This is a genomic window from Bacillus sp. TH30 (assembly GCF_016650875.1).
In the GTDB taxonomy this organism is placed as follows: domain Bacteria; phylum Bacillota; class Bacilli; order Bacillales; family Bacillaceae_G; genus Bacillus_A; species Bacillus_A mycoides.
On record NZ_JAEKEY010000002.1, the window covers coordinates 1,144,353 to 1,162,490 of the forward strand.

At 37.3% G+C, this 18,138-nt stretch carries 19 protein-coding genes and 1 other annotated feature; of the genes, 4 read left to right on the plus strand and 15 right to left on the minus strand.

Going from position 1 to position 18,138, the window contains the following annotated elements; all coding sequences use genetic code 11:
• Positions 1-8: 8 nt before the first annotated feature.
• The 11 genes from hisG to JFU20_RS30555 form a co-directional block, all read right to left on the minus strand.
• The gene (gene hisG, locus JFU20_RS08030; protein WP_033708301.1) at positions 9-644 is read right to left on the minus strand and encodes an ATP phosphoribosyltransferase; all 636 of its coding nucleotides are present in this window, start codon (positions 642-644) and stop codon (positions 9-11) included.
• Positions 620-1,882 (minus strand): ATP phosphoribosyltransferase regulatory subunit, encoded by a 1,263-nt coding sequence (locus tag JFU20_RS08035; RefSeq protein WP_002011714.1) that lies wholly within the window; start codon positions 1,880-1,882, stop codon positions 620-622. The genes hisG and JFU20_RS08035 overlap by 25 nt, the downstream gene beginning before the upstream one ends.
• Positions 1,883-2,191: 309 nt before the next feature.
• Entirely contained in the window at positions 2,192-2,773 is a 582-nt protein-coding gene (gene leuD / locus JFU20_RS08040) for a 3-isopropylmalate dehydratase small subunit (protein ID WP_002166097.1), read from the minus strand.
• Positions 2,751-4,145, minus strand: coding sequence for a 3-isopropylmalate dehydratase large subunit (gene leuC, locus JFU20_RS08045; protein ID WP_002011716.1), 1,395 nt, complete (start codon positions 4,143-4,145; stop codon positions 2,751-2,753). The genes leuD and leuC overlap by 23 nt, the downstream gene beginning before the upstream one ends.
• Positions 4,145-5,209 (minus strand): 3-isopropylmalate dehydrogenase, encoded by a 1,065-nt coding sequence (leuB, locus tag JFU20_RS08050; RefSeq protein WP_201038519.1) that lies wholly within the window; start codon positions 5,207-5,209, stop codon positions 4,145-4,147. The genes leuC and leuB overlap by 1 nt, the downstream gene beginning before the upstream one ends.
• Before the next feature lie 78 nt (positions 5,210-5,287).
• Positions 5,288-6,808, minus strand: coding sequence for a 2-isopropylmalate synthase (leuA, locus tag JFU20_RS08055; protein WP_002064438.1), 1,521 nt, complete (start codon positions 6,806-6,808; stop codon positions 5,288-5,290).
• Position 6,809: 1 nt separating this feature from the next.
• Positions 6,810-7,820 (minus strand): ketol-acid reductoisomerase, encoded by a 1,011-nt coding sequence (ilvC, locus tag JFU20_RS08060; RefSeq protein WP_002126277.1) that lies wholly within the window; start codon positions 7,818-7,820, stop codon positions 6,810-6,812.
• Positions 7,821-7,847: 27 nt separating this feature from the next.
• Positions 7,848-8,357, minus strand: coding sequence for an acetolactate synthase small subunit (gene ilvN / locus JFU20_RS08065; RefSeq protein ID WP_000822948.1), 510 nt, complete (start codon positions 8,355-8,357; stop codon positions 7,848-7,850).
• The gene (gene ilvB, locus JFU20_RS08070; RefSeq protein ID WP_002011722.1) at positions 8,354-10,054 is read right to left on the minus strand and encodes an acetolactate synthase large subunit; all 1,701 of its coding nucleotides are present in this window, start codon (positions 10,052-10,054) and stop codon (positions 8,354-8,356) included. Before ilvB ends, ilvN begins: the two co-directional genes overlap by 4 nt.
• 73 nt (positions 10,055-10,127) lie before the next feature.
• Positions 10,128-10,356 (minus strand) — a binding site (T-box leader).
• 15 nt (positions 10,357-10,371) lie between these two features.
• Positions 10,372-11,268 (minus strand): branched-chain-amino-acid transaminase, encoded by an 897-nt coding sequence (gene ilvE, locus JFU20_RS08075; RefSeq protein ID WP_002011723.1) that lies wholly within the window; start codon positions 11,266-11,268, stop codon positions 10,372-10,374.
• 141 nt (positions 11,269-11,409) lie between these two features.
• Complete coding sequence (locus JFU20_RS30555) at positions 11,410-11,625, minus strand: hypothetical protein (RefSeq protein ID WP_201038520.1); 216 nt, start codon at positions 11,623-11,625, stop codon at positions 11,410-11,412.
• 59 nt (positions 11,626-11,684) lie between these two features.
• Between JFU20_RS30555 and JFU20_RS08085 the strand changes: the two genes are divergently transcribed.
• Positions 11,685-11,924: a DUF3911 family protein gene (locus tag JFU20_RS08085; protein ID WP_002011724.1), complete on the plus strand. Its 240-nt coding sequence runs from the start codon at positions 11,685-11,687 to the stop codon at positions 11,922-11,924.
• 86 nt (positions 11,925-12,010) lie between these two features.
• Positions 12,011-12,250 (plus strand): YkuS family protein, encoded by a 240-nt coding sequence (locus tag JFU20_RS08090; RefSeq protein ID WP_002011725.1) that lies wholly within the window; start codon positions 12,011-12,013, stop codon positions 12,248-12,250.
• Positions 12,251-12,678: 428 nt separating this feature from the next.
• Here the strand turns inward: JFU20_RS08090 and JFU20_RS08095 are convergent, their stop codons facing one another.
• Positions 12,679-12,768, minus strand: coding sequence for a hypothetical protein (locus tag JFU20_RS08095; RefSeq protein ID WP_000608225.1), 90 nt, complete (start codon positions 12,766-12,768; stop codon positions 12,679-12,681).
• A 108-nt stretch (positions 12,769-12,876) separates the two neighbouring features.
• Positions 12,877-13,284 (minus strand): GerW family sporulation protein, encoded by a 408-nt coding sequence (ytfJ, locus tag JFU20_RS08100; RefSeq protein ID WP_002030645.1) that lies wholly within the window; start codon positions 13,282-13,284, stop codon positions 12,877-12,879.
• Between the two features lie 307 nt (positions 13,285-13,591).
• Between ytfJ and JFU20_RS08105 the strand changes: the two genes are divergently transcribed.
• On the plus strand, positions 13,592-13,966 hold the full coding sequence (locus JFU20_RS08105) for a hypothetical protein (protein WP_002011728.1): 375 nt from the start codon (positions 13,592-13,594) through the stop codon (positions 13,964-13,966).
• Positions 13,967-14,000: 34 nt separating this feature from the next.
• Here JFU20_RS08105 and JFU20_RS08110 read toward each other — a convergent pair whose 3' ends face one another.
• Positions 14,001-15,344: a TrkH family potassium uptake protein gene (locus JFU20_RS08110; RefSeq protein ID WP_002011730.1), complete on the minus strand. Its 1,344-nt coding sequence runs from the start codon at positions 15,342-15,344 to the stop codon at positions 14,001-14,003.
• Positions 15,345-16,574: 1,230 nt separating this feature from the next.
• Here JFU20_RS08110 and JFU20_RS08115 point away from each other — a divergent pair.
• Positions 16,575-17,810, plus strand: coding sequence for a dicarboxylate/amino acid:cation symporter (locus JFU20_RS08115; protein ID WP_002011732.1), 1,236 nt, complete (start codon positions 16,575-16,577; stop codon positions 17,808-17,810).
• A gap of 22 nt (positions 17,811-17,832) precedes the next feature.
• Here the strand turns inward: JFU20_RS08115 and JFU20_RS08120 are convergent, their stop codons facing one another.
• A complete protein-coding gene (locus JFU20_RS08120) occupies positions 17,833-17,988 on the minus strand; it encodes a hypothetical protein (RefSeq protein WP_002011733.1) in 156 nt (51 codons plus the stop codon).
• Between the last annotated feature and the right edge of the window lie 150 nt (positions 17,989-18,138).

The following is an 18,138-nucleotide window of genomic DNA, read 5'->3' on the forward strand; positions in this document are numbered from 1 at the left end:
AAGTCCCCCTATTTTCCTGACAAAATTTCTTGTTCCATCATATTTATAATACAGAATATTTCGTCTTTTTTAGTTTTCAATGCAGCCTTATTCACAATCATTCGAGCTGATATAGAGCACATTTCCTCAAATACAATTAACCCGTTTTCTTGTAATGTTTTTCCTGTTTCAACAATATCAACAATTGCATCTGCCAAACCTAGAAGTGGAGCAATCTCTACAGATCCTTCTATTTTAATAATTTCTACATCCTCCCCTTTATCATGAAAATATGTAGAAGTAATGTGCGGATATTTCGTAGCAATTCGTTTTTTTCGATAACTCTTCGGATTATACGTAGGAATAGAAGCGACACAAAATTTACACACGCCCACTCCTAAATCGACCATCTCATATATATCTTTCTCAAATTCCATTAATATATCTTTTCCAACGACTCCAATATCAGCTACGCCATGTTCTACATAAGTAGCAACATCTACCGCTTTCACTAAAATAAATGAAATGTTTGTGTTTTTACTTTTAAACACAAGTTTTCTTCCTTTATCTTTGAGCTCTGAACAATCAATTCCAATTTTTTCAAACAGTGGAATAACATGCTTTTCTAATCTTCCTTTCGTTAACGCAATTTGAATGTTACGCATGAAGCCTCCCCTTCTTTCTGGATGATCCATTTCTCTCTCCATACATATTCCACTAGTGACTCACTCTTCGCCTCAACGACTGTCATTATTTTATTCTTGTTTGCAAATTGAAAAGTATCATTTAAATTAGAGAATAAAGATAACTGGGCATTCTTCCCGTCCTTTTGAAGTAAATTTCGTAACCTTTCCGCTTCTGCTAATCTATTTAACTCATAATGAATCATAATCTCTATTCTCTTTCGTTTATATGGTTCTTGCTGCTCTTGAAGTGCCTTAACTATTTGATTTACTTGCACCGCGAGCCCAACCGCTGGCATCATCTCTCCAAAATTTCCAATTAACTCATCATATCTTCCGCCACTAACAATCTCTTCTCCAATTTCATATATATACCCTTTGAAAATAACACCCGTATAATAATCCAAATGTTGAACCATACCTAAATCAATTGATATGTAAGAGCCATATCCTAACTGTTCAATTGTTTCATATATTTCTTTCACTCTCGCAATGGCCATTTTCATTTCATTACTTGAGGCGAGTTTTTCTGCTTCCTCAACAACATCTAAACTCCCGAATAACCTTGGTAGTTTCTCAAGTAACCTTACTGTTTCATCACACCGATCTAATTTTTTTTCTTCGATAAAATTTAAGAGACCGGCATAATTTTTACTCTCAATATATGTTCTAAGTAACTTCTCTTCTTCATCATGAATGGAGAGTTTTTTTACAATACATTTATATAACTGCACTTGCCCAATCTCAATTGTGAAAGATTGCACCTTTAATTTTTGAAGTGCTTGAATTACGCTTATCACACATTCAATTTCGGCCCTTACATTTTCAATCCCGATAATTTCAATACCACTTTGCACTATTTCATTATATTTCCCAGTAAGGGACTCATTCGCCCGAAATACATTCCCGCTATAAGTTACTTTAAGAGGAATATCCCCTCTCTGTGTTCCAATTACTCTTGCTAAAGGAATTGTCATATCTGGGCGTAAAACGATAATCCGTCCTTTTTCATCGAAAAGTTTATACATCTTTTCTTCATCTATCGGCCTGTTTTGAAATGCAAAAACATCATAAAATTCAATTGTAGGTGTCCTTATTTCTTCATAACCTCTCTCTAAAAAGGTCCGTCTTAATTTTTGTTCCACTTCTTCAATTAACGTACATTCTTCGAATAAGTAATCTCTCGTTCCATTCGGATTTGCCCGTTTCCACTTTGTCATCTGAATTCACACACCCTTCCCTCTTTAATTTATGCCCATTCCATCCACCCAAACCGAAAATAAAAAGAGCCTTGTAGACAAAATACCTACAAGGCTCTTTAGTAGAGTGTAGGTACAACGGGAATAACCCTTGTGCCTACACGTTTTCACGTTAGGTTCAAGGGTTTCATGTATGATGATGTAGTTGTGTAAGCATTTTAATAGATTGCACGATATTCATAATACTTACTCCCTTTCTCCTCTGATTTTTTACATAGTATATAACAGTTAATTCTGAATGTAAATACATTTCGAATATTCTACTTTTAGTTAATGTGAAGTTACTTTTCTTTCATACTCTTCAATTTCTTGTTCATATTGCATTGTAATGCTGATTTCATCTAGACCATTCAATAATTTTTCTTTCCACATTTTCTCGATTGTAAAATGAAACCTGTGCGTATTCGTAATAATTACTTCATTCTCTAAATCAACTTCCATTTGATCTCTCGCATTCGTTTTGGCAAGTTGTTCACGCATCTCTTTATCCATTACAATCGGTAACATACCATTCTTCATACAATTCATATAAAAAATATCTGCAAATCCTCCGGCGATAATAACGCGGAAACCATAATCCGCAAGCGCCCACGGAGCATGTTCTCTTGAAGAACCACATCCAAAATTATCACCTGTAATTAATATACTTGCTCCTTTTCGTTCTTGTGCATTCAGGGAGAAATTAGGATTTTCATGGCGCTCATTATCGTAACGCCACTCATCAAATAAATATTTCCCAAATCCCGTCCTTTCAATTCTCTTCAAATATTGCTTCGGAATAATTTGATCTGTATCAATGTTATCATTCATAAGTACTGCGGCAGTACCTTTATGAATATGAAATGGTTCCATCGTAACTCTCCTTTCTAATATCAACAAAATGACCATATAACGCAGCTGCTGCAGCCATAGCTGGACTTACTAAATGTGTTCGTGCTCCTTTCCCTTGCCTTCCTTCAAAATTACGATTTGAAGTAGAAGCACAATGTTCTCCTTCAGGTACTTGATCTGGATTCATCCCAAGACACATTGAACATCCAGGCTCTCTCCATTCAAATCCCGCTTCTTCAAATATGCGATGTAAGCCTTTTTGCATCGCCCGCTCTCTCACACTTTTTGATCCTGGTACAACGAGTGCTCGCACACCTTCTTTTACCTTTTTCCCTTTTACAACAGATGCAGCAATTTCTAAGTCAGATAAACGTGAATTTGTACAAGAACCAATGAAGACATGCTTAACAGGAATTTCAAACGTACTTTGCCCAGGGCTCAATCCCATATATGAAAATGCTCTTTCATCATTTTCGTTATGCTTCTCTGGTAATTTTTCATCAATAGGAACACCCATACTAGGATTTGTTCCCCAAGTGACATACGGTGCTAAATCCGTAACATCTACCGAAATATGTAAATCATAAATTGCATCTGAATCTGTATAAAGCTCCGACCATTTTCCCGTAAACGTTTCATAGTCTTTCGGTGCATATTCACGCCCTTTTACATAAGAAAATGTTTTCTCATCTGGTGCAATGATGCCAGCTTTCGCTCCCCCTTCAATTGCCATATTGCAAAGTGTCATTCTCTCTTCCATACCCATATCACGAATCGTCTCTCCGTAGAATTCCATTACATGACCCGTTCCAACCGCTACACCGTACTTTGAGAGAAGATGCAAAATAATATCCTTTGCATAAACGCCTTTCGGTAACTTTCCTTTTAATTCAATCCCCATCGCTTTCGGTTTTCGTTGCCACAACGTTTGAGTTGCTAATACATGTTCTACTTCACTCGTACCAATACCAAACGCTAAAGCACCGAAAGCGCCGTGGGTTGCTGTATGGCTATCACCGCATACAATCGTTTTCCCTGGTTGTGTGAGCCCAAGTTCTGGTCCTATAACGTGAACGATTCCTTGCTCTTCATCACCAATATCGGCTAATCGCACCTTAAATTGTTTACAATTGTCACGAAGTGTATCCAATTGCTGCTTCGCAATGCGATCGGTAATATTCCAAACATCTTTCGTTGGAATATTATGATCCATCGTTGCAAACGTTAATTCCGGTCTCCGAACAGTTCGATTTGCAAGCCGCAAGCCTTCAAAGGCTTGCGGTGACGTTACTTCATGAACGAGATGAAGATCGATATATAATAAATCCAATCCATTTTCATTCGTTACAACTACATGTCTTTCCCAAAGCTTATCTAGTAACCTTTTCCCCATTATCTTCCTCTCCCTACTAGTGCCTGCTCTTCCATTTCTTGAATAACTGCCCTCGTAAATGAAGTTGTCGTCTCATTCCCCCCAATATCAGCTGTACATTTCCCAGATTGAAGAACTGCAGAAATTGCCTCTTCAATCGCATACCCTTCTCTCGTTAATCCAAATGATTGCCCAAGCATCATCGCTACTGAACGCATCATCGCAATTGGATTCGCTTTATTTTTACCTGCAATATCTGGCGCTGATCCGTGAATAGGCTCATATAAAGACGGCCCGTTTTCCGCATGGCTCGCTGATGGAAGCATTCCTAATGACCCTGCTAATACAGAAGCCTCGTCGCTCAAAATATCACCAAATAAATTTTCTGTTACGATAACGTCAAATCTCCTTGGGTTTCGAATTAACTCCATAGCAGCTGCATCTACTAAAATGTGCTCTAATTCAACATTAGGATAACGAAGAGCTACTTCTTCCGTAACAGCTCTCCACAATTTACTAGATTCTAAAACATTCGCTTTATCAATAGAGGTTACTTTTTTCTCTCTCTTACTCGCTAATTGAAAAGCATACGACACGATACGTTCAATTTCATGACGATGGTACGTAAGTGTATCAGTTGCCGATTCTTCCGTTCTTTCTTTCGGATAAGAGAAATAAATACCGCCTGTTAGTTCACGAACGACAACGAAGTCAATTTCATCTGCGTTTTTTAATGGCGATAAATGTGCAGTTGCGCTTTCTACTGTTACAGGACGAACGTTCGCAAATACACCAAGTCCTTTTCTTAAAGCTAATAATCCTTTCTCTGGCCTTTCTTTCGCATCATCCCACCGCGGTCCACCAACCGCTCCAAGTAAAACCGCATCACTCGCTAAACAAGCGGCAAGTGTTCGCTGTGGTAATGGTTGCCCATTTAAATCGATAGCCGCTCCGCCAAAGTACTCATCTTGTAAATGAAAGTGATGTCCATATAGCCTCTCTACCATATTCAATACTTCCTTCGCGCTTTCCATAATTTCCGGACCAACACCATCACCCGCTAAACAAACGATACGTTTTTCCAATTAAAACACTCCTTTTTATCTGAATTTTCAGAAATATATTTTGATAAGTAAGGGACGATCCCCTCACTTATCAAACAGTTACTTCACAAGAGTAATAAAAGATTTTAATTTTCCGGCCGCATGAACATACGCTCTCGCCGATGCTTCTAATACGTCTTGCGCAACACCAAAACCTGATACTTGATGAGTTCCTTCTTTTAATTCAACATGAACATGTGCAAGTGCATCTTGACCTTGCGTTATAGATTGTATGCGATAATCCGCTAAGTCACATTCTAATCCTAAAATTCTTTGAATTGCATTATAGATCGCTTCAATACTTCCAGAACCAGTTGCGGCATCTTCGTACATATTTCCTTCCTCATCTTTTAGTACAACCGTTGCACACTGTGTACTATTTGATACGAAATGTACTTGCAATTGAGTAATGCTATATTGCTGGGCCGCAAATGCTGCTTCACCAAGCATAAGCGCACGTAAATCTTCTTCTGTAATTTCTTTTTTACGGTCAGCCAAGTTTTTAAATGCTTCAAACACCACATCTCGTTCTTCTTTTGTAAACTCATAACCAAGTTCTTTCATTTTTTCAGTAAACGCATGGCGCCCGGAATGCTTTCCTAATACAAATAAATTTTGTGACTCTCCAATCAGTGATGGTTCAATAATTTCATACGTCGTTACTTCTTTTAATACACCGTCTTGATGAATACCTGATTCGTGAGCAAAAGCATTTGCTCCAACAATCGCCTTATTTTTCGGTACAACCATACCCGTTAACCGACTTACTAACGTACTCGTCGCTTTAATTTCTTTTAATGTCATAGAGGATTCTGCTTCATAGAAATCTTTTCTAATATGGAGAGCAACCGCGACTTCTTCTAGCGCCGCATTCCCCGCTCTTTCTCCAATTCCATTAATCGTTCCTTCTACTTGTAACGCTCCGCCTTCAACCGCAGCTAACGAATTCGCTACTGCCATCCCAAGATCATCGTGACAATGACAAGAGAAAATTGCTTTTTCATACGACGGAACGGATTCTTGTAAGTATTTAAAAAGAGAATAATATTCTTCTGGATTCGTATATCCAACTGTATCAGGAATATTGATTACATTCGCTCCTGCGCGAATCGCGACTTCTACTGCTTCCGCTAAAAATGCTCTCGATGTTCTTGTTGCATCTTCTGCTGAAAATTGAACTGTTGGAAATAGTGATTTCCCAAGCGTAACCGAGCGATGTATGCTATCTAATACATCTTCTTTTGACATACAAAGCTTATATTTCATATGAATGTCACTCGTAGCTAAAAATACGTGTAAACGAGGAGAGACAGCGCCTTTCACAGCTTCATAGGCTCTTCGAATATCACTTTCTTTCGCTCTAGCTAAACTCATAACCGTAGCATTTTGAATGGTATTTGCGATACGTTTTACCGATTGAAAATCACCTTCAGAAGCTGCTGCGAATCCAGCTTCCATTACATTAATACCAAGTCTCTCTAGTTGCCTCGCAATCTGTAATTTCTCTTGTTCATTTAAATTAACTCCTGGTGATTGTTCGCCATCACGAAGCGTCGTATCCATGAACAAAATTTGCTTCATATTATTTAATCCCTACCTTTACTCGGGGCTGTACGAAAGGCATCATTTCACGTAATTTACGTCCAACTACTTCGATTTCATGTTCATTTTCTTTTTCATTTGTCGCCTGGAAATTTGGTCTTCCTGCTTTATGCTCTGCAATCCAGCCTCTTGCAAATGTACCATCTTGAATTTCTGCTAGTACTGCACCCATCGCTTTCTTCGTATCTTCAGTAACAACGCGTGGCCCTGATACGAAGTCCCCCCACTGCGCTGTATCTGAAACTGAATATCTCATATTTTCAAGTCCACCTTCATACATAAGGTCAACAATTAGTTTCAGTTCATGTAAACATTCAAAATATGCAAGTTCAGGTTGATAACCAGCTTCAACTAACGTTTCAAACCCAGCTTTTACTAGTGCAGTTACTCCGCCGCAAAGTACAGCTTGCTCTCCAAATAAATCTGTTTCTGTTTCTTCTTTAAACGTTGTTTCTAATACACCTGCTCTCGTCGCCCCAATTCCATCTGCATATGAAAGTGCCTTTTCAGTCGCAACTCCTGTTGCATCTTGATATACTGCAAATAATGCAGGAACAGCTCCCCCTTCCGCAAACGTACGACGTACTAGATGTCCTGGACCTTTCGGTGCTACTAGAAATACATCTACATTAGCTGGCGGTTTTACTTGATCAAAGTGAACATTAAATCCATGCGCGAAAACGAGAGAATTACCGCCTTGTAAGTTTGGTGCAATTTCAGCTTCATATACTTCCGGCTGTAATTCATCAGGTAGTAGAATCATTACTACATCTGCTTTTTCTGCTGCTTCCGCTACTGTATATACAGAAAAACCGTCTTCTTTCGCCTTATCCCATGACTTCCCTTTCCTCAGTCCTACTACCACATCAAATCCGTTATCACGTAAGTTTTGCGCATGCGCATGGCCTTGCGATCCATATCCGATGATTGCTACTTTCTTTTCCTTTAATACATTTACCGTTACGTCTTTTTCATAATAAACTTTCGCCATTTTCATTTCCCCCTATTTTTTAAATAATTATTGAATTAACATAACTTGTTTATCTTGTTTTTTCATACTACGTGTAAATGCTGTTACACCTGTTCTAGCAATTTCTTTCAAACCATATGGACGAAGTAATTCAATTAACGCTTCTACTTTCTCCTGGGTACCTGTTACTTGCACCACTATGGAATCCTTCCCAACGTCTATTACAGCGGCTCGGAACGGTTCAATTAAACTATATAATTCTGCTCTTGCTACAGACGTTGCTACTTTAATAAGTGCAAGTTCTCTAGCGATCATCGCTTCTTCTGTAATATCTGATACTTTCAGTACATCGATTTGCTTATGAAGTTGTTTAATTAACTGCTCAACTTGCTGTTCATTTTCAACGTGTACAACAATCGTCATTCTCGAAATATCCGATGATTCCGTATGACCTACTGAAATACTTTCAATATTAAAATGTCTACGTGTCATAACACCTGTAATTCGATTTAACACACCGCTTTGATTTCGAACTGTCGCTGTTACAATTCTCTTCACCTTTTCTCCACTCCCTCCATTTGATGAACGCCTTTTCCTGGGGCAACCATCGGCATTACCTTTTCGGATTGAAGTACGCGGCAATCAATTACAACAGGCTCTCTTAACTCAATTGCATACTGTAATTGTTGCTTTGCAAGAAGTGGGTCTTCAATACGAACACCTTTTATGCCATAAGCATTGGCAAGCGCAACAAAATCTGGTTGGCATGAAAGTAAGGAGTGCGAATATCGCCCATTATAAAATTCCTCTTGCCATTGTCTTACCATTCCTAAAGCTTCATTATTTAAAATAAACACTTTAACTGGTAAAGAATGCTCTTTTAATACACTTAGTTCTTGCAAGGTCATTTGAAATCCCGCATCACCGACAATCGCAATAACTAATTCTTCTGGCCTTGCAATTTGTGCACCAATTGCTGCTGGAAATCCGAAGCCCATTGTTCCTAAGCCTCCAGAAGTTACCCATTTATCTGGATTTTTCAGCGGATAATATTGAGCTGCCCACATTTGATGTTGCCCAACATCTGTCGTTACAATCGCTTCCCCTTTCGTAATTTCGTATAGCATATCAATTGCATATTGAGGCTTAATACATTCCGAATGCTCTTTGTAAGAAAGAGGGTATTTTTCTTTTCTATTATTCAATAATGAGAGCCAATCATTGTGATTTACTTCCCCTTCCTTAAAGTTGAGTAGAGCTTCTAATGCTTGCTTCGCACTCGCAACAATTGGAATTTCAGTCGGCACATTTTTTCCGATTTCTGCTGGATCAATATCTATATGTGCGACAATCGCTTCTTTAGCAAAATAAGCTAAATTTCCAGTAAGACGATCGTCAAATCTTGCTCCTATATTTATAAGTAGATCACATTCATATAACGCCATATTAGCCGTGTAAGAACCGTGCATTCCTCCCATCCCAAGAAATAATTTATCATCTGGCGGAAAACCACCAAGACCAAGTAAAGTATGAACAACAGGAATTTCATATTTACGAGCAAAGCTTGTTAATTCTTTCGATGCTTTCGCATGCAATACACCTGCTCCAGCTAAAATTAACGGTTTTTTTGAAGTCGCAATCGCTTGTAATAATTTGTTTATTTGTAGTAGGTTCGGTTCGTAATTAGGCTGGTATCCTGGTAAATCCATTTGTACATCACTACATCGCTCACCTTGCTCTACTACCATATCTTTCGGAAGGTCAATTACGACTGGGCCTGGTCTTCCTGTTCTAGCGATATGAAATGCTTCTTTAATAATTCGGGGTAAATCCGATGCTTTTCGTACTTGATAATTATGTTTTGTCACCGGCATCGTAAGCCCCATAATATCAGCTTCTTGGAAAGCATCACTCCCGATTAACGTTGTTGCTACTTGCCCTGTAAATACAACAAGTGGCAATGAATCAATCATCGCGTCAGCTAGACCAGTAATAACATTTGTAGCACCCGGTCCACTTGTTGCAATTACCACTCCTGGATTTCCTGTAATTCTTGCATATCCTTCAGCAGCATGAATTGCACCTTGCTCATGCCTCGTTAAAATATGCGGAATTTCACAATCATAAAGCGCATCATATAGAGGTAAAACCGCACCACCTGGATAACCAAAAATCACCTCTACTCCTTCCTTTTCTAGCGCTTCTAACAATAGCTGTGCACCAGTTGCCAGTTTCTCTTCCGTTTTTGAAGACATTTTTCTTATAAGCCCCCTTTTTTAAAACATTTATAAAATAAAAAAATCCTACGTCCACACTCCAGCTATGTGCTGAAGGGACGAAAGATTTCGCGGTACCACCCTTCTTCGCAAGATTACTCTTGCCTCAGTGACTCGGGATATGAGTCTAGCTAATAACGGAGCTACCGTCTAAGCCTAAACAAACGTTTCAGCTTAGCACTCAAGGGTGATGTTCGTCGACGTGAACCATCGGTTTCCAGCAACCACCGACTCTCTGTGAGGCTTCACAGTCAACTACTCCTCCCTATCAACGCTTTATCATGTCATAAGAGCTATTATCCAACTTTATTTTCTTCGTAAATTTTCTCTCCATCTTCTACAACTAATTTACGGAATTCTTCTAATAAACGATTCGTATGTGGCCCTGTTCTACCTAAACCAATCGTTCTTCCATCTACTGTCGTAACAGCAATTACTTCAGCAGCTGTTCCTGTTAAAAATACTTCATCAGCTACATATACATCATGCCTTGTAAATAATTCTTCTCTTACGTCATATCCAAGTTTTTCGCCGATTTCTAAAATCGCGTTTCGTGTAATACCTTCTAACGCTCCAGCAGAACTTGGTGGTGTAATTAATTTATTTCCCTTCACAATAAATACATTATCTCCAGAGCCTTCAGCTACATATCCTTGGTCATTTAACATAAGTGCTTCTTGTACTCCAGCTAATTTCGCCTCAATGCGAACTAAAATATTATTTAAGTAATTTAAAGATTTTACTTGAGGCGATAAAACATCCGGGCGATTGCGACGCGTTGCAACTGTTATAATCGGAATCCCTTTTTCATAATATTCTTGCGGAAATAAAGATAATTGCTCTGCAATTACTACTACATTTGGTTTCGTACAAGAATCGGGATCTAATCCCAAGTTCCCAGGTCCTCTTGATACAACGAGGCGGATATATCCATTAGATAGTTTGTTTTGTCGAATCGTTTCAACAACGATTTTCGTTGCTTCTTCTAACGTATATGGAATCTCTAACATGATGGATTTCGCTGATTCATATAACCGGACAAGATGCTCTCTCAAACGGAAAACATTACCGCTATATACCCTAATTCCTTCGAACACTCCATCGCCATATAAATAGCCATGATCATATACTGAAACCTTTGCTTCGTCTTTTGGAACAAATTCTCCATTTAAGAAAATCCACTGCTCGTTCACTTGAAAGCGCCCCCTATGTTCTATGAGTTTTTTATTGTTTCCTAGTCTACTCTCCTTTTCAAATAAATCAAGTGAATTTTTAGAAAATTTTTAATTTTTAATCGTACGTACATCTTTGTTTATATTGATTTAATAACATTGTTAACGTTTACAAAAAGTCAAAAAAATTTTTTCGTCAAATTCTACTAAAAAAAATATTTGTTTAAAAGAAGGGTTTTCGCCAATTGATACGAATCTATTGTATTCAATAAACGGACGTCCGATTTTATAAATCAGGGAATATGCAACGACTTTTGGTGAAAAAGGGGGAAAATAACAAAAATAACGCTGTCTAAAAATAACATTCATATTTTTCATTTAGTAATCATAATCCTATTTTTAAAAAACAATTTGTCAAATTGAAGGAGGAAATAAAAATGGCGTGTGTACAAATTAAAGGAACGAGACAAGAGGTAGTAGAAATGCTACAACTATTTGATCTAATGGATACGAAAGGATTTTGTAAATTCGATAATTACGTTGAAGTAGAACCAAATAGTAGGAAACATAACAACTACACAGCTTCAATCGATATTCAGTCTAATAACAGTTCAGCACAAGATACATTAAATGATCAATTCGTTAGTCAAATGCTTACTGGTGTATATAACGACTAAACAAATATTCTCTTCCTACCATCTTTTCATAAATATATGCTATGGACTTGAGCATACTAGCAACTAGATGGTAGGAGGTGAAAATTATGGCTAGAATTGGTGTTGAGAACTCTTTAACAGATGTTCAACAAGCTCTTCAGCAACAAGGACATGAAGTCGTTTCACTTAACTCTGAAAATGATGCACATGGGTGTGATTGTTGCGTTGTAACCGGGCAAGATTCTAATATGATGGGCATTGCAGATACATCGATAAAAGGATCTGTAATTAAAGCACATGGTTTAACAACAGATGAAATTTGTCAGCAAGTTGAAAACCGCACTTAATCATTTTTATCACATTATTTGTGAGCTAACATGTAAAGGGAATGGAATGGTCCCACTGATTATAGTTTCAATTTATTTATAGAAAGAGGGCTCCTTTTCAAAAGGAGCCCTCTTTTTTATATTCACCTAACGGGAAAGTAACATATACTGGATGAAAGCCCTACCTCTCTCTCATCATTACGGTTCCACTGACCGCTCCTTGATTCACTAGTATACATATAAAGCTTACATATACAATTTATAGGGTTTGTTCACAAAAGTTGTTGGTAAGACTACCCGATCTTTCGCAAACTTTTCGTATTATATTCATAAGATTTATTTACTTTACACTAGCTTTAACCGAGACACGAATTAAAATTTTAACACCAATACAATAACTTGTCAACATTTTTTACAAATTAAAAACAGACATTAACGGTTTGTCTGTTTTAGAATGGAGCTTTTTCTTTTATTACATATACAACAAAACCGCTTACTAACATACACAAGCCAACTACTAAGTTTTTGATATTAATCATAAATTCCTCTCCCTTATTCCACACATCATATATATTTACAGTTCAATTATTCCGATCGTCATAAAGCGCACTTTTTCTAATATATCATAATTCCTAAAAAATGCAAGTTCACTTTTGGCGACCATTCACAAATTTATCCACAGTGCTTGGCACAGTATTTAACGCTTTTTCAATTAAATGTGTACTACTATTGAGATGCAACACTTGCACACCGTTAGAACCAACTACTAAAAAAGCAACTGGGCTAATAGAAACCCCAGCCCCGCTTCCGCCTCCGAATGGATGACTTTGCTTGTTCTCTTTATGCTGCCCTTGTCCGCCGTTATGTTTTTCAGAAATAAAATCCCCTTTAAAGTCACTTCCACCAGCTCCAAAACCAAAAGCCACTTGAGATACTGTTAATACTACATTTCCGTCAGCTGTTGAAACCGGACTTCCAACAATCGTATTTACATCTACCATCTCTTTTAAATTTGTCATTGCTGTTTTCATTAAATTTTCAATTGGATGTTCCATTATGTACTACACCCTTTCCTCATTATTCTTTTTTATACTTTCCAAAATAGAGGAAGTCATACTAAGTTTTCCTATTTTGAAAAAACATTTTCCACTTTCCAATTGGATATTACTCCCTGTACAAGTTCGGATAAAGTGAAACTTTAATCAGTGGAGGTTTTGTTCATCCCCCACTGATTATTAGCCCACACCAATCGGGCGTTTACGAGCCGCAGGGCTCCAGCCAAATTTTGAGGTAGGAGTCTTACTGCTCGCAAATAGCGGGATAAAAACAGTAAAGAGATACATACTACTATTGAACCTTGTTATGAAAGGAGTCCTTACTTTGACTGAGAAATTTGATGAATATAAAAAAAGAGATCGAATAGATAGTGATTATAAAGAAGAATACGCAGCTGAAGTTGCACCACAGCGTATCGATTATGATGATAAAGATAACGATGATGTAAGATCGTCTGCAGCTGGATCGACTGCTGGTTTCATTGCTCTTGCCTTAGCAATATTATCATTATTCACATTCCCAACACTATTTGGTCTTGTGTCTGTTCTACTTGGTATTTACGCTTATAATCGCGGGGCTACTGTAACTGGCGGTACCGCTGCCATTGTGGGTGGTATTGCTGCACTCATTGCGATTTTATTCCGAGTGGCGCTTATTGGTTTATTGTTCTCTCTTTTTTAAAAAGAAAAAGGTATCTCGCTTTATGCGGGATACCTTATCCTGTAAATACATCTTCTGATGGATATTTAATTTTTTGTTTTGCTGGTCGTGCCAAAGAGAACACAAGTGTTAACGGTCCGATTAATCCACAAAACATAACAAACATAATAATACATTTTCCAAACGCCGATAGCTTCGCAGTAATCCCCATTGTTAACCCTACTGTACCAAACGCTGAAATTGTCTCAAATAATAACTGAATAAAACTGAAGTCTTCTGTAAGCATTAATACAAATACCGCTGTAAAAATAAGTATTTGACTAGCAACGACAATTGCTAACGCTCTCGTTACTGTCGACATTTTAATCGTACGCTGAAATAAAACAAAATCCTCTTTCTTTCTAAAGAAAGAAAGAACTGATGTAATTAAAATAACGAATGTCGTTAACTTAATTCCACCGCCTGTCGATACACTTCCCGCACCAATAAACATTAATACCATTGTAAATAGTATCGATGACTCTTCCATCCCCCCATAATCTACCGTGTTAAAACCAGCTGTACGAGGTGTAATTCCTTGGAAGAACGAAGCCCATAATTTTTCATTTAAAGATAAGTGCCCCAAAGTCTTCACATTATTATATTCCAATACAAAAATCACAATCATCGCAATAACATTAAGTGCTATCGTTCCAACAATCATGATTTTGGAGTGCAGTGATAATTTTCGGAAACTACGGCTATACCATATATCAATTAATACCGTAAAACCTAACCCTCCTATTATAATTAAAGAACAAATCCCAATATTAATAATAGGATCTCCTACATATCTTGTTAAATTATCTGGCCAAAGCGCAAAGCCGGCATTATTATATGACGCAATAACGTGAAAAATACTATAGTATAAACCTTTTCCAAAACCAAACTCTGGAATAAAGCGAATCGATAAAAAGATAACTCCAATTAGCTCAATACAAATAGAAAAAATAAAAACACGTTTTACTAATTTCACAAGACCACCAATATTTGTTTGATTAAATGCTTCTCCAATTAATAATCGGTGGCGTAAACCAATTTTTTTCCCTAATACCCAAACAATTAAAATGGCTATCGTCATAAGACCGAGACCACCCGTTTGAATTAAAAACATAATAACAATTTCACCAAACATCGTAAACGTACTCGCAGTATCTACAACACCTAAACCAGTTACAGTCGCCGCCGACGTAGCTGTAAAGAAAGCATCTACCCAACTAATATGTACTTTCGTTGCAAACGGTAACTTTAATAACAATCCTCCGACCACAATTAAACAAAAAAAGCCTAATGCTAAAATTTGTGGTGGATTCAATCGTATAAAACGATTATACAACCCTTGTTTTTTTGCTACTTCCATATCACTAACTCCCTTTATCAAGTGAAGCTTTTATCCCCTCATAAATAAAGACTCTTTAAGAGCCTACAAGTAGCGGGATAAACCTTATATTCTCATAATATAGTTGAGCATAATCCTTTTTTTCATAGATTTCAACTTTTATTTATATTCAGACTCCTATCGTTTTACAAAAGAATATTTTCTATTATATCTCCACTTATACTATAACTCTTACAACAACTATTTTATCCCTTTTCAAATTCCCATATCTTTCACTCCAAGTTCACACGAGGGTCACACCTACCTTTTATAGTATATGTATCGGAGCTGTTCCTCCCTAATTTATAAGACATTCCCCAATGTCTTGAACAGCTTTCCATCCCTAATTAAATTGACATAAATTGTCCCCTTCCCTAGGCCATCCTATATGTGATGGTCTTATTTTTTTATTCTTTCTATCTTTTATTTGAAACTCCCTCTCTCTTTCACTCCATGTTCACACGAGGATCACATCCACCTTTTATAGTATATGTATCGAAGCTGTTCCTCCCTAATTTATAAGACATTCCCCAGTGTCTTTGAATAGCTTCCATCCCTAATTAAATTGACATAAATTGTCCCCTTCCCTTGACCATCCTATATGTGATGGTCTTATTTTTTTATTCTCTCTTTCTTCTTACTTAAAACTCCCTCTCTCTTTCACTCTATGTTCACATCTAGGTCACATCTATCTTTTATATTGTATGTATCGGAGCTGTTCCTCCCTAATTTATAAGACATTCCCCAGTGTCTTTGAACAGCTTTCCATCCCTAATTAAATTGACATAAATTGTCCCCTTCCCTTGACCATCCTATATGTGATGGTCTTATTTTTTTATTCTCTCTTTCTTCTTACTTAAAACTCCCTCTCTCTTTCACTCTATGTTCACATCTAGACCACATCCACCTTTTATAGTATATGTATCGGAGCTGTTCCTCCCTAATTTATAAGACATTCCCCAGTGTCTTTGAATAGCTTCCATCCCTAATTAAATTGACATAAATTGTCCCCTTCCCTAGGCCATCATGTGATGGTCTATTTTTTTTTCCAAACACATAACTTAACTCTCTTCGCTTATTTCAACAAAATTGGTCTATCTATATGCAAATAGATATTTTTATACAAAATATTCAGAAAATATTGTCAAAATAGGTATTTTTTCGGTACAATTAATTTAGAAAGCAATTTTACAAAAACAAGGAGGGATTTTATTGAAACAAACAAAAGCAATCTTAATTGCATTATTTCTCGGTCTAGTCGTTGGACTCACTTTAAATTTAGCTGCTCCATCCATTTTCGAGCCATTAAATCAATATGTGTTCAATCCACTTGGTCAATTGTTTATTCGACTCATTAAAATGCTAGTTGTTCCTGTTGTATTCATTTCTATCGTACTTGGGGCTGCTGGTCTTGGAGATCCGAAACAGCTTGGAAGAATCGGCTTAAAATCAATTTCATTCTTTCTCGTAACAACAGCAGTTGCCATCTCCATTGCGGTTACATTCGCACTTATTATAAAACCAGGGGCTGGCGGTAATTTTAAAACAGAAGGGCTTAAGTATGAAGGTGCAAAAACTGAAACATCTTTCGTCGATACATTGCTGAATATTGTGCCAGATAATCCAGCAAAAGCGATGGCTGATGGGAACATGCTACAAATTATTGCCTTTGCCGCATTGATCGGACTCGGTTTAGCTGTTTTAGGAAAACGAGTTCAAGGTGTCCATTCATTACTTGAACAGGGCAACGAATTAATGATGTATCTTGTTAATCTCGTCATGAAATTAGCTCCAATCGGAACATTCGGGTTGCTCGCTTCGTCCGTTGGTAAAATGGGTCTTGCAGGCGTCGCTGCGATGTTCAAGTATATGATTGTCGTTATGTTGGTACTCATTATTCACGGTGTCTTCGTATACGGCGGCTTATTAAAGGTACTAGCCAAAGAAAGTATTATTCGTTTCTTTAAACATTTCGGTCCGGTAATGGCAATTGGGTTTAGTACATCTAGCTCTAATGCGTCCCTTCCATTTGCCATGAAAACCGCCCAAGAAAAACTTGGAGTTCCAAAAGCGATAAGCTCTTTTGTACAACCACTAGGTGCAACGATTAATATGGATGGTACTGCTATTATGCAAGGGGTAGCAACTGTATTTATCGCTCAAGTATACGGCGTTGAACTTACATTACCACAATTAGCTATGGTCGTATTAACTGCTGTACTAGCTAGTATCGGTACTGCAGGTGTACCAGGTGTTGGACTAGTAATGCTTACGATGGTTTTAAATCAAGTAAATCTACCAGTAGAAGGCATTGCTTTAATTATCGGTATTGACCGCATTCTAGATATGTCTAGAACTGCTGTAAATATTTCCGGTGATGCAATTTGTGCAATGATTGTTGCAAAATCAGAAGAAAAATATAATACGGATCAATCTGCAGCATCTTAAATCAAAAAAGGAGTGAATCATTTCACTCCTTTTTTGATTTACTTCCTTTTTTCGAACGATATTCTTTTCCTTTATTATCATTTCCCGTTTCAAATTCAGTACTAAACTCCTGCTGGAATTGCCCTGATTTTGGTGAACCTTGATTTCCACTTCCTTGACTACCATTACGATTCGTCATATTTCTCCCTCCTTCCTTTATTAGTAGTATGGCGCTCTATCTTTTTTCATACACATTTTATTTTTTATCATCTATTACACACAGAAGAAGACCTTCCATATATGAGGAAGGTCTTCTTTTTCATCAGGTAAGCGTTTTCTTATTTGTAAT

Excerpts from the sequence above, each read along its gene's own strand:
- ytfJ (WP_002030645.1), bottom strand. The coding sequence starts at position 13,284 with ATGGAACATCCAATTGAAAATTTAATGAAAACAGCAATGACAAATTTA.
- JFU20_RS08095 (WP_000608225.1), bottom strand. The coding sequence starts at position 12,768 with ATGATTAATATCAAAAACTTAGTAGTTGGCTTGTGTATGTTAGTAAGC.
- leuD (WP_002166097.1), bottom strand. The coding sequence starts at position 2,773 with ATGGAACCATTTCATATTCATAAAGGTACTGCCGCAGTACTTATGAAT.
- ilvC (WP_002126277.1), bottom strand. The coding sequence starts at position 7,820 with ATGGCGAAAGTTTATTATGAAAAAGACGTAACGGTAAATGTATTAAAG.
- JFU20_RS08090 (WP_002011725.1), top strand. The coding sequence starts at position 12,011 with ATGGCTAGAATTGGTGTTGAGAACTCTTTAACAGATGTTCAACAAGCT.
- leuA (WP_002064438.1), bottom strand. The coding sequence starts at position 6,808 with ATGAAGCAAATTTTGTTCATGGATACGACGCTTCGTGATGGCGAACAA.
- JFU20_RS08085 (WP_002011724.1), top strand. The coding sequence starts at position 11,685 with ATGGCGTGTGTACAAATTAAAGGAACGAGACAAGAGGTAGTAGAAATG.
- JFU20_RS08035 (WP_002011714.1), bottom strand. The coding sequence starts at position 1,882 with ATGACAAAGTGGAAACGGGCAAATCCGAATGGAACGAGAGATTACTTA.
- leuC (WP_002011716.1), bottom strand. The coding sequence starts at position 4,145 with ATGGGGAAAAGGTTACTAGATAAGCTTTGGGAAAGACATGTAGTTGTA.
- JFU20_RS30555 (WP_201038520.1), bottom strand. The coding sequence starts at position 11,625 with ATGAAAAATATGAATGTTATTTTTAGACAGCGTTATTTTTGTTATTTT.
- JFU20_RS08120 (WP_002011733.1), bottom strand. The coding sequence starts at position 17,988 with ATGACGAATCGTAATGGTAGTCAAGGAAGTGGAAATCAAGGTTCACCA.
- hisG (WP_033708301.1), bottom strand. The coding sequence starts at position 644 with ATGCGTAACATTCAAATTGCGTTAACGAAAGGAAGATTAGAAAAGCAT.
- JFU20_RS08110 (WP_002011730.1), bottom strand. The coding sequence starts at position 15,344 with ATGGAAGTAGCAAAAAAACAAGGGTTGTATAATCGTTTTATACGATTG.
- ilvB (WP_002011722.1), bottom strand. The coding sequence starts at position 10,054 with ATGTCTTCAAAAACGGAAGAGAAACTGGCAACTGGTGCACAGCTATTG.
- JFU20_RS08105 (WP_002011728.1), top strand. The coding sequence starts at position 13,592 with ATGAAAGGAGTCCTTACTTTGACTGAGAAATTTGATGAATATAAAAAA.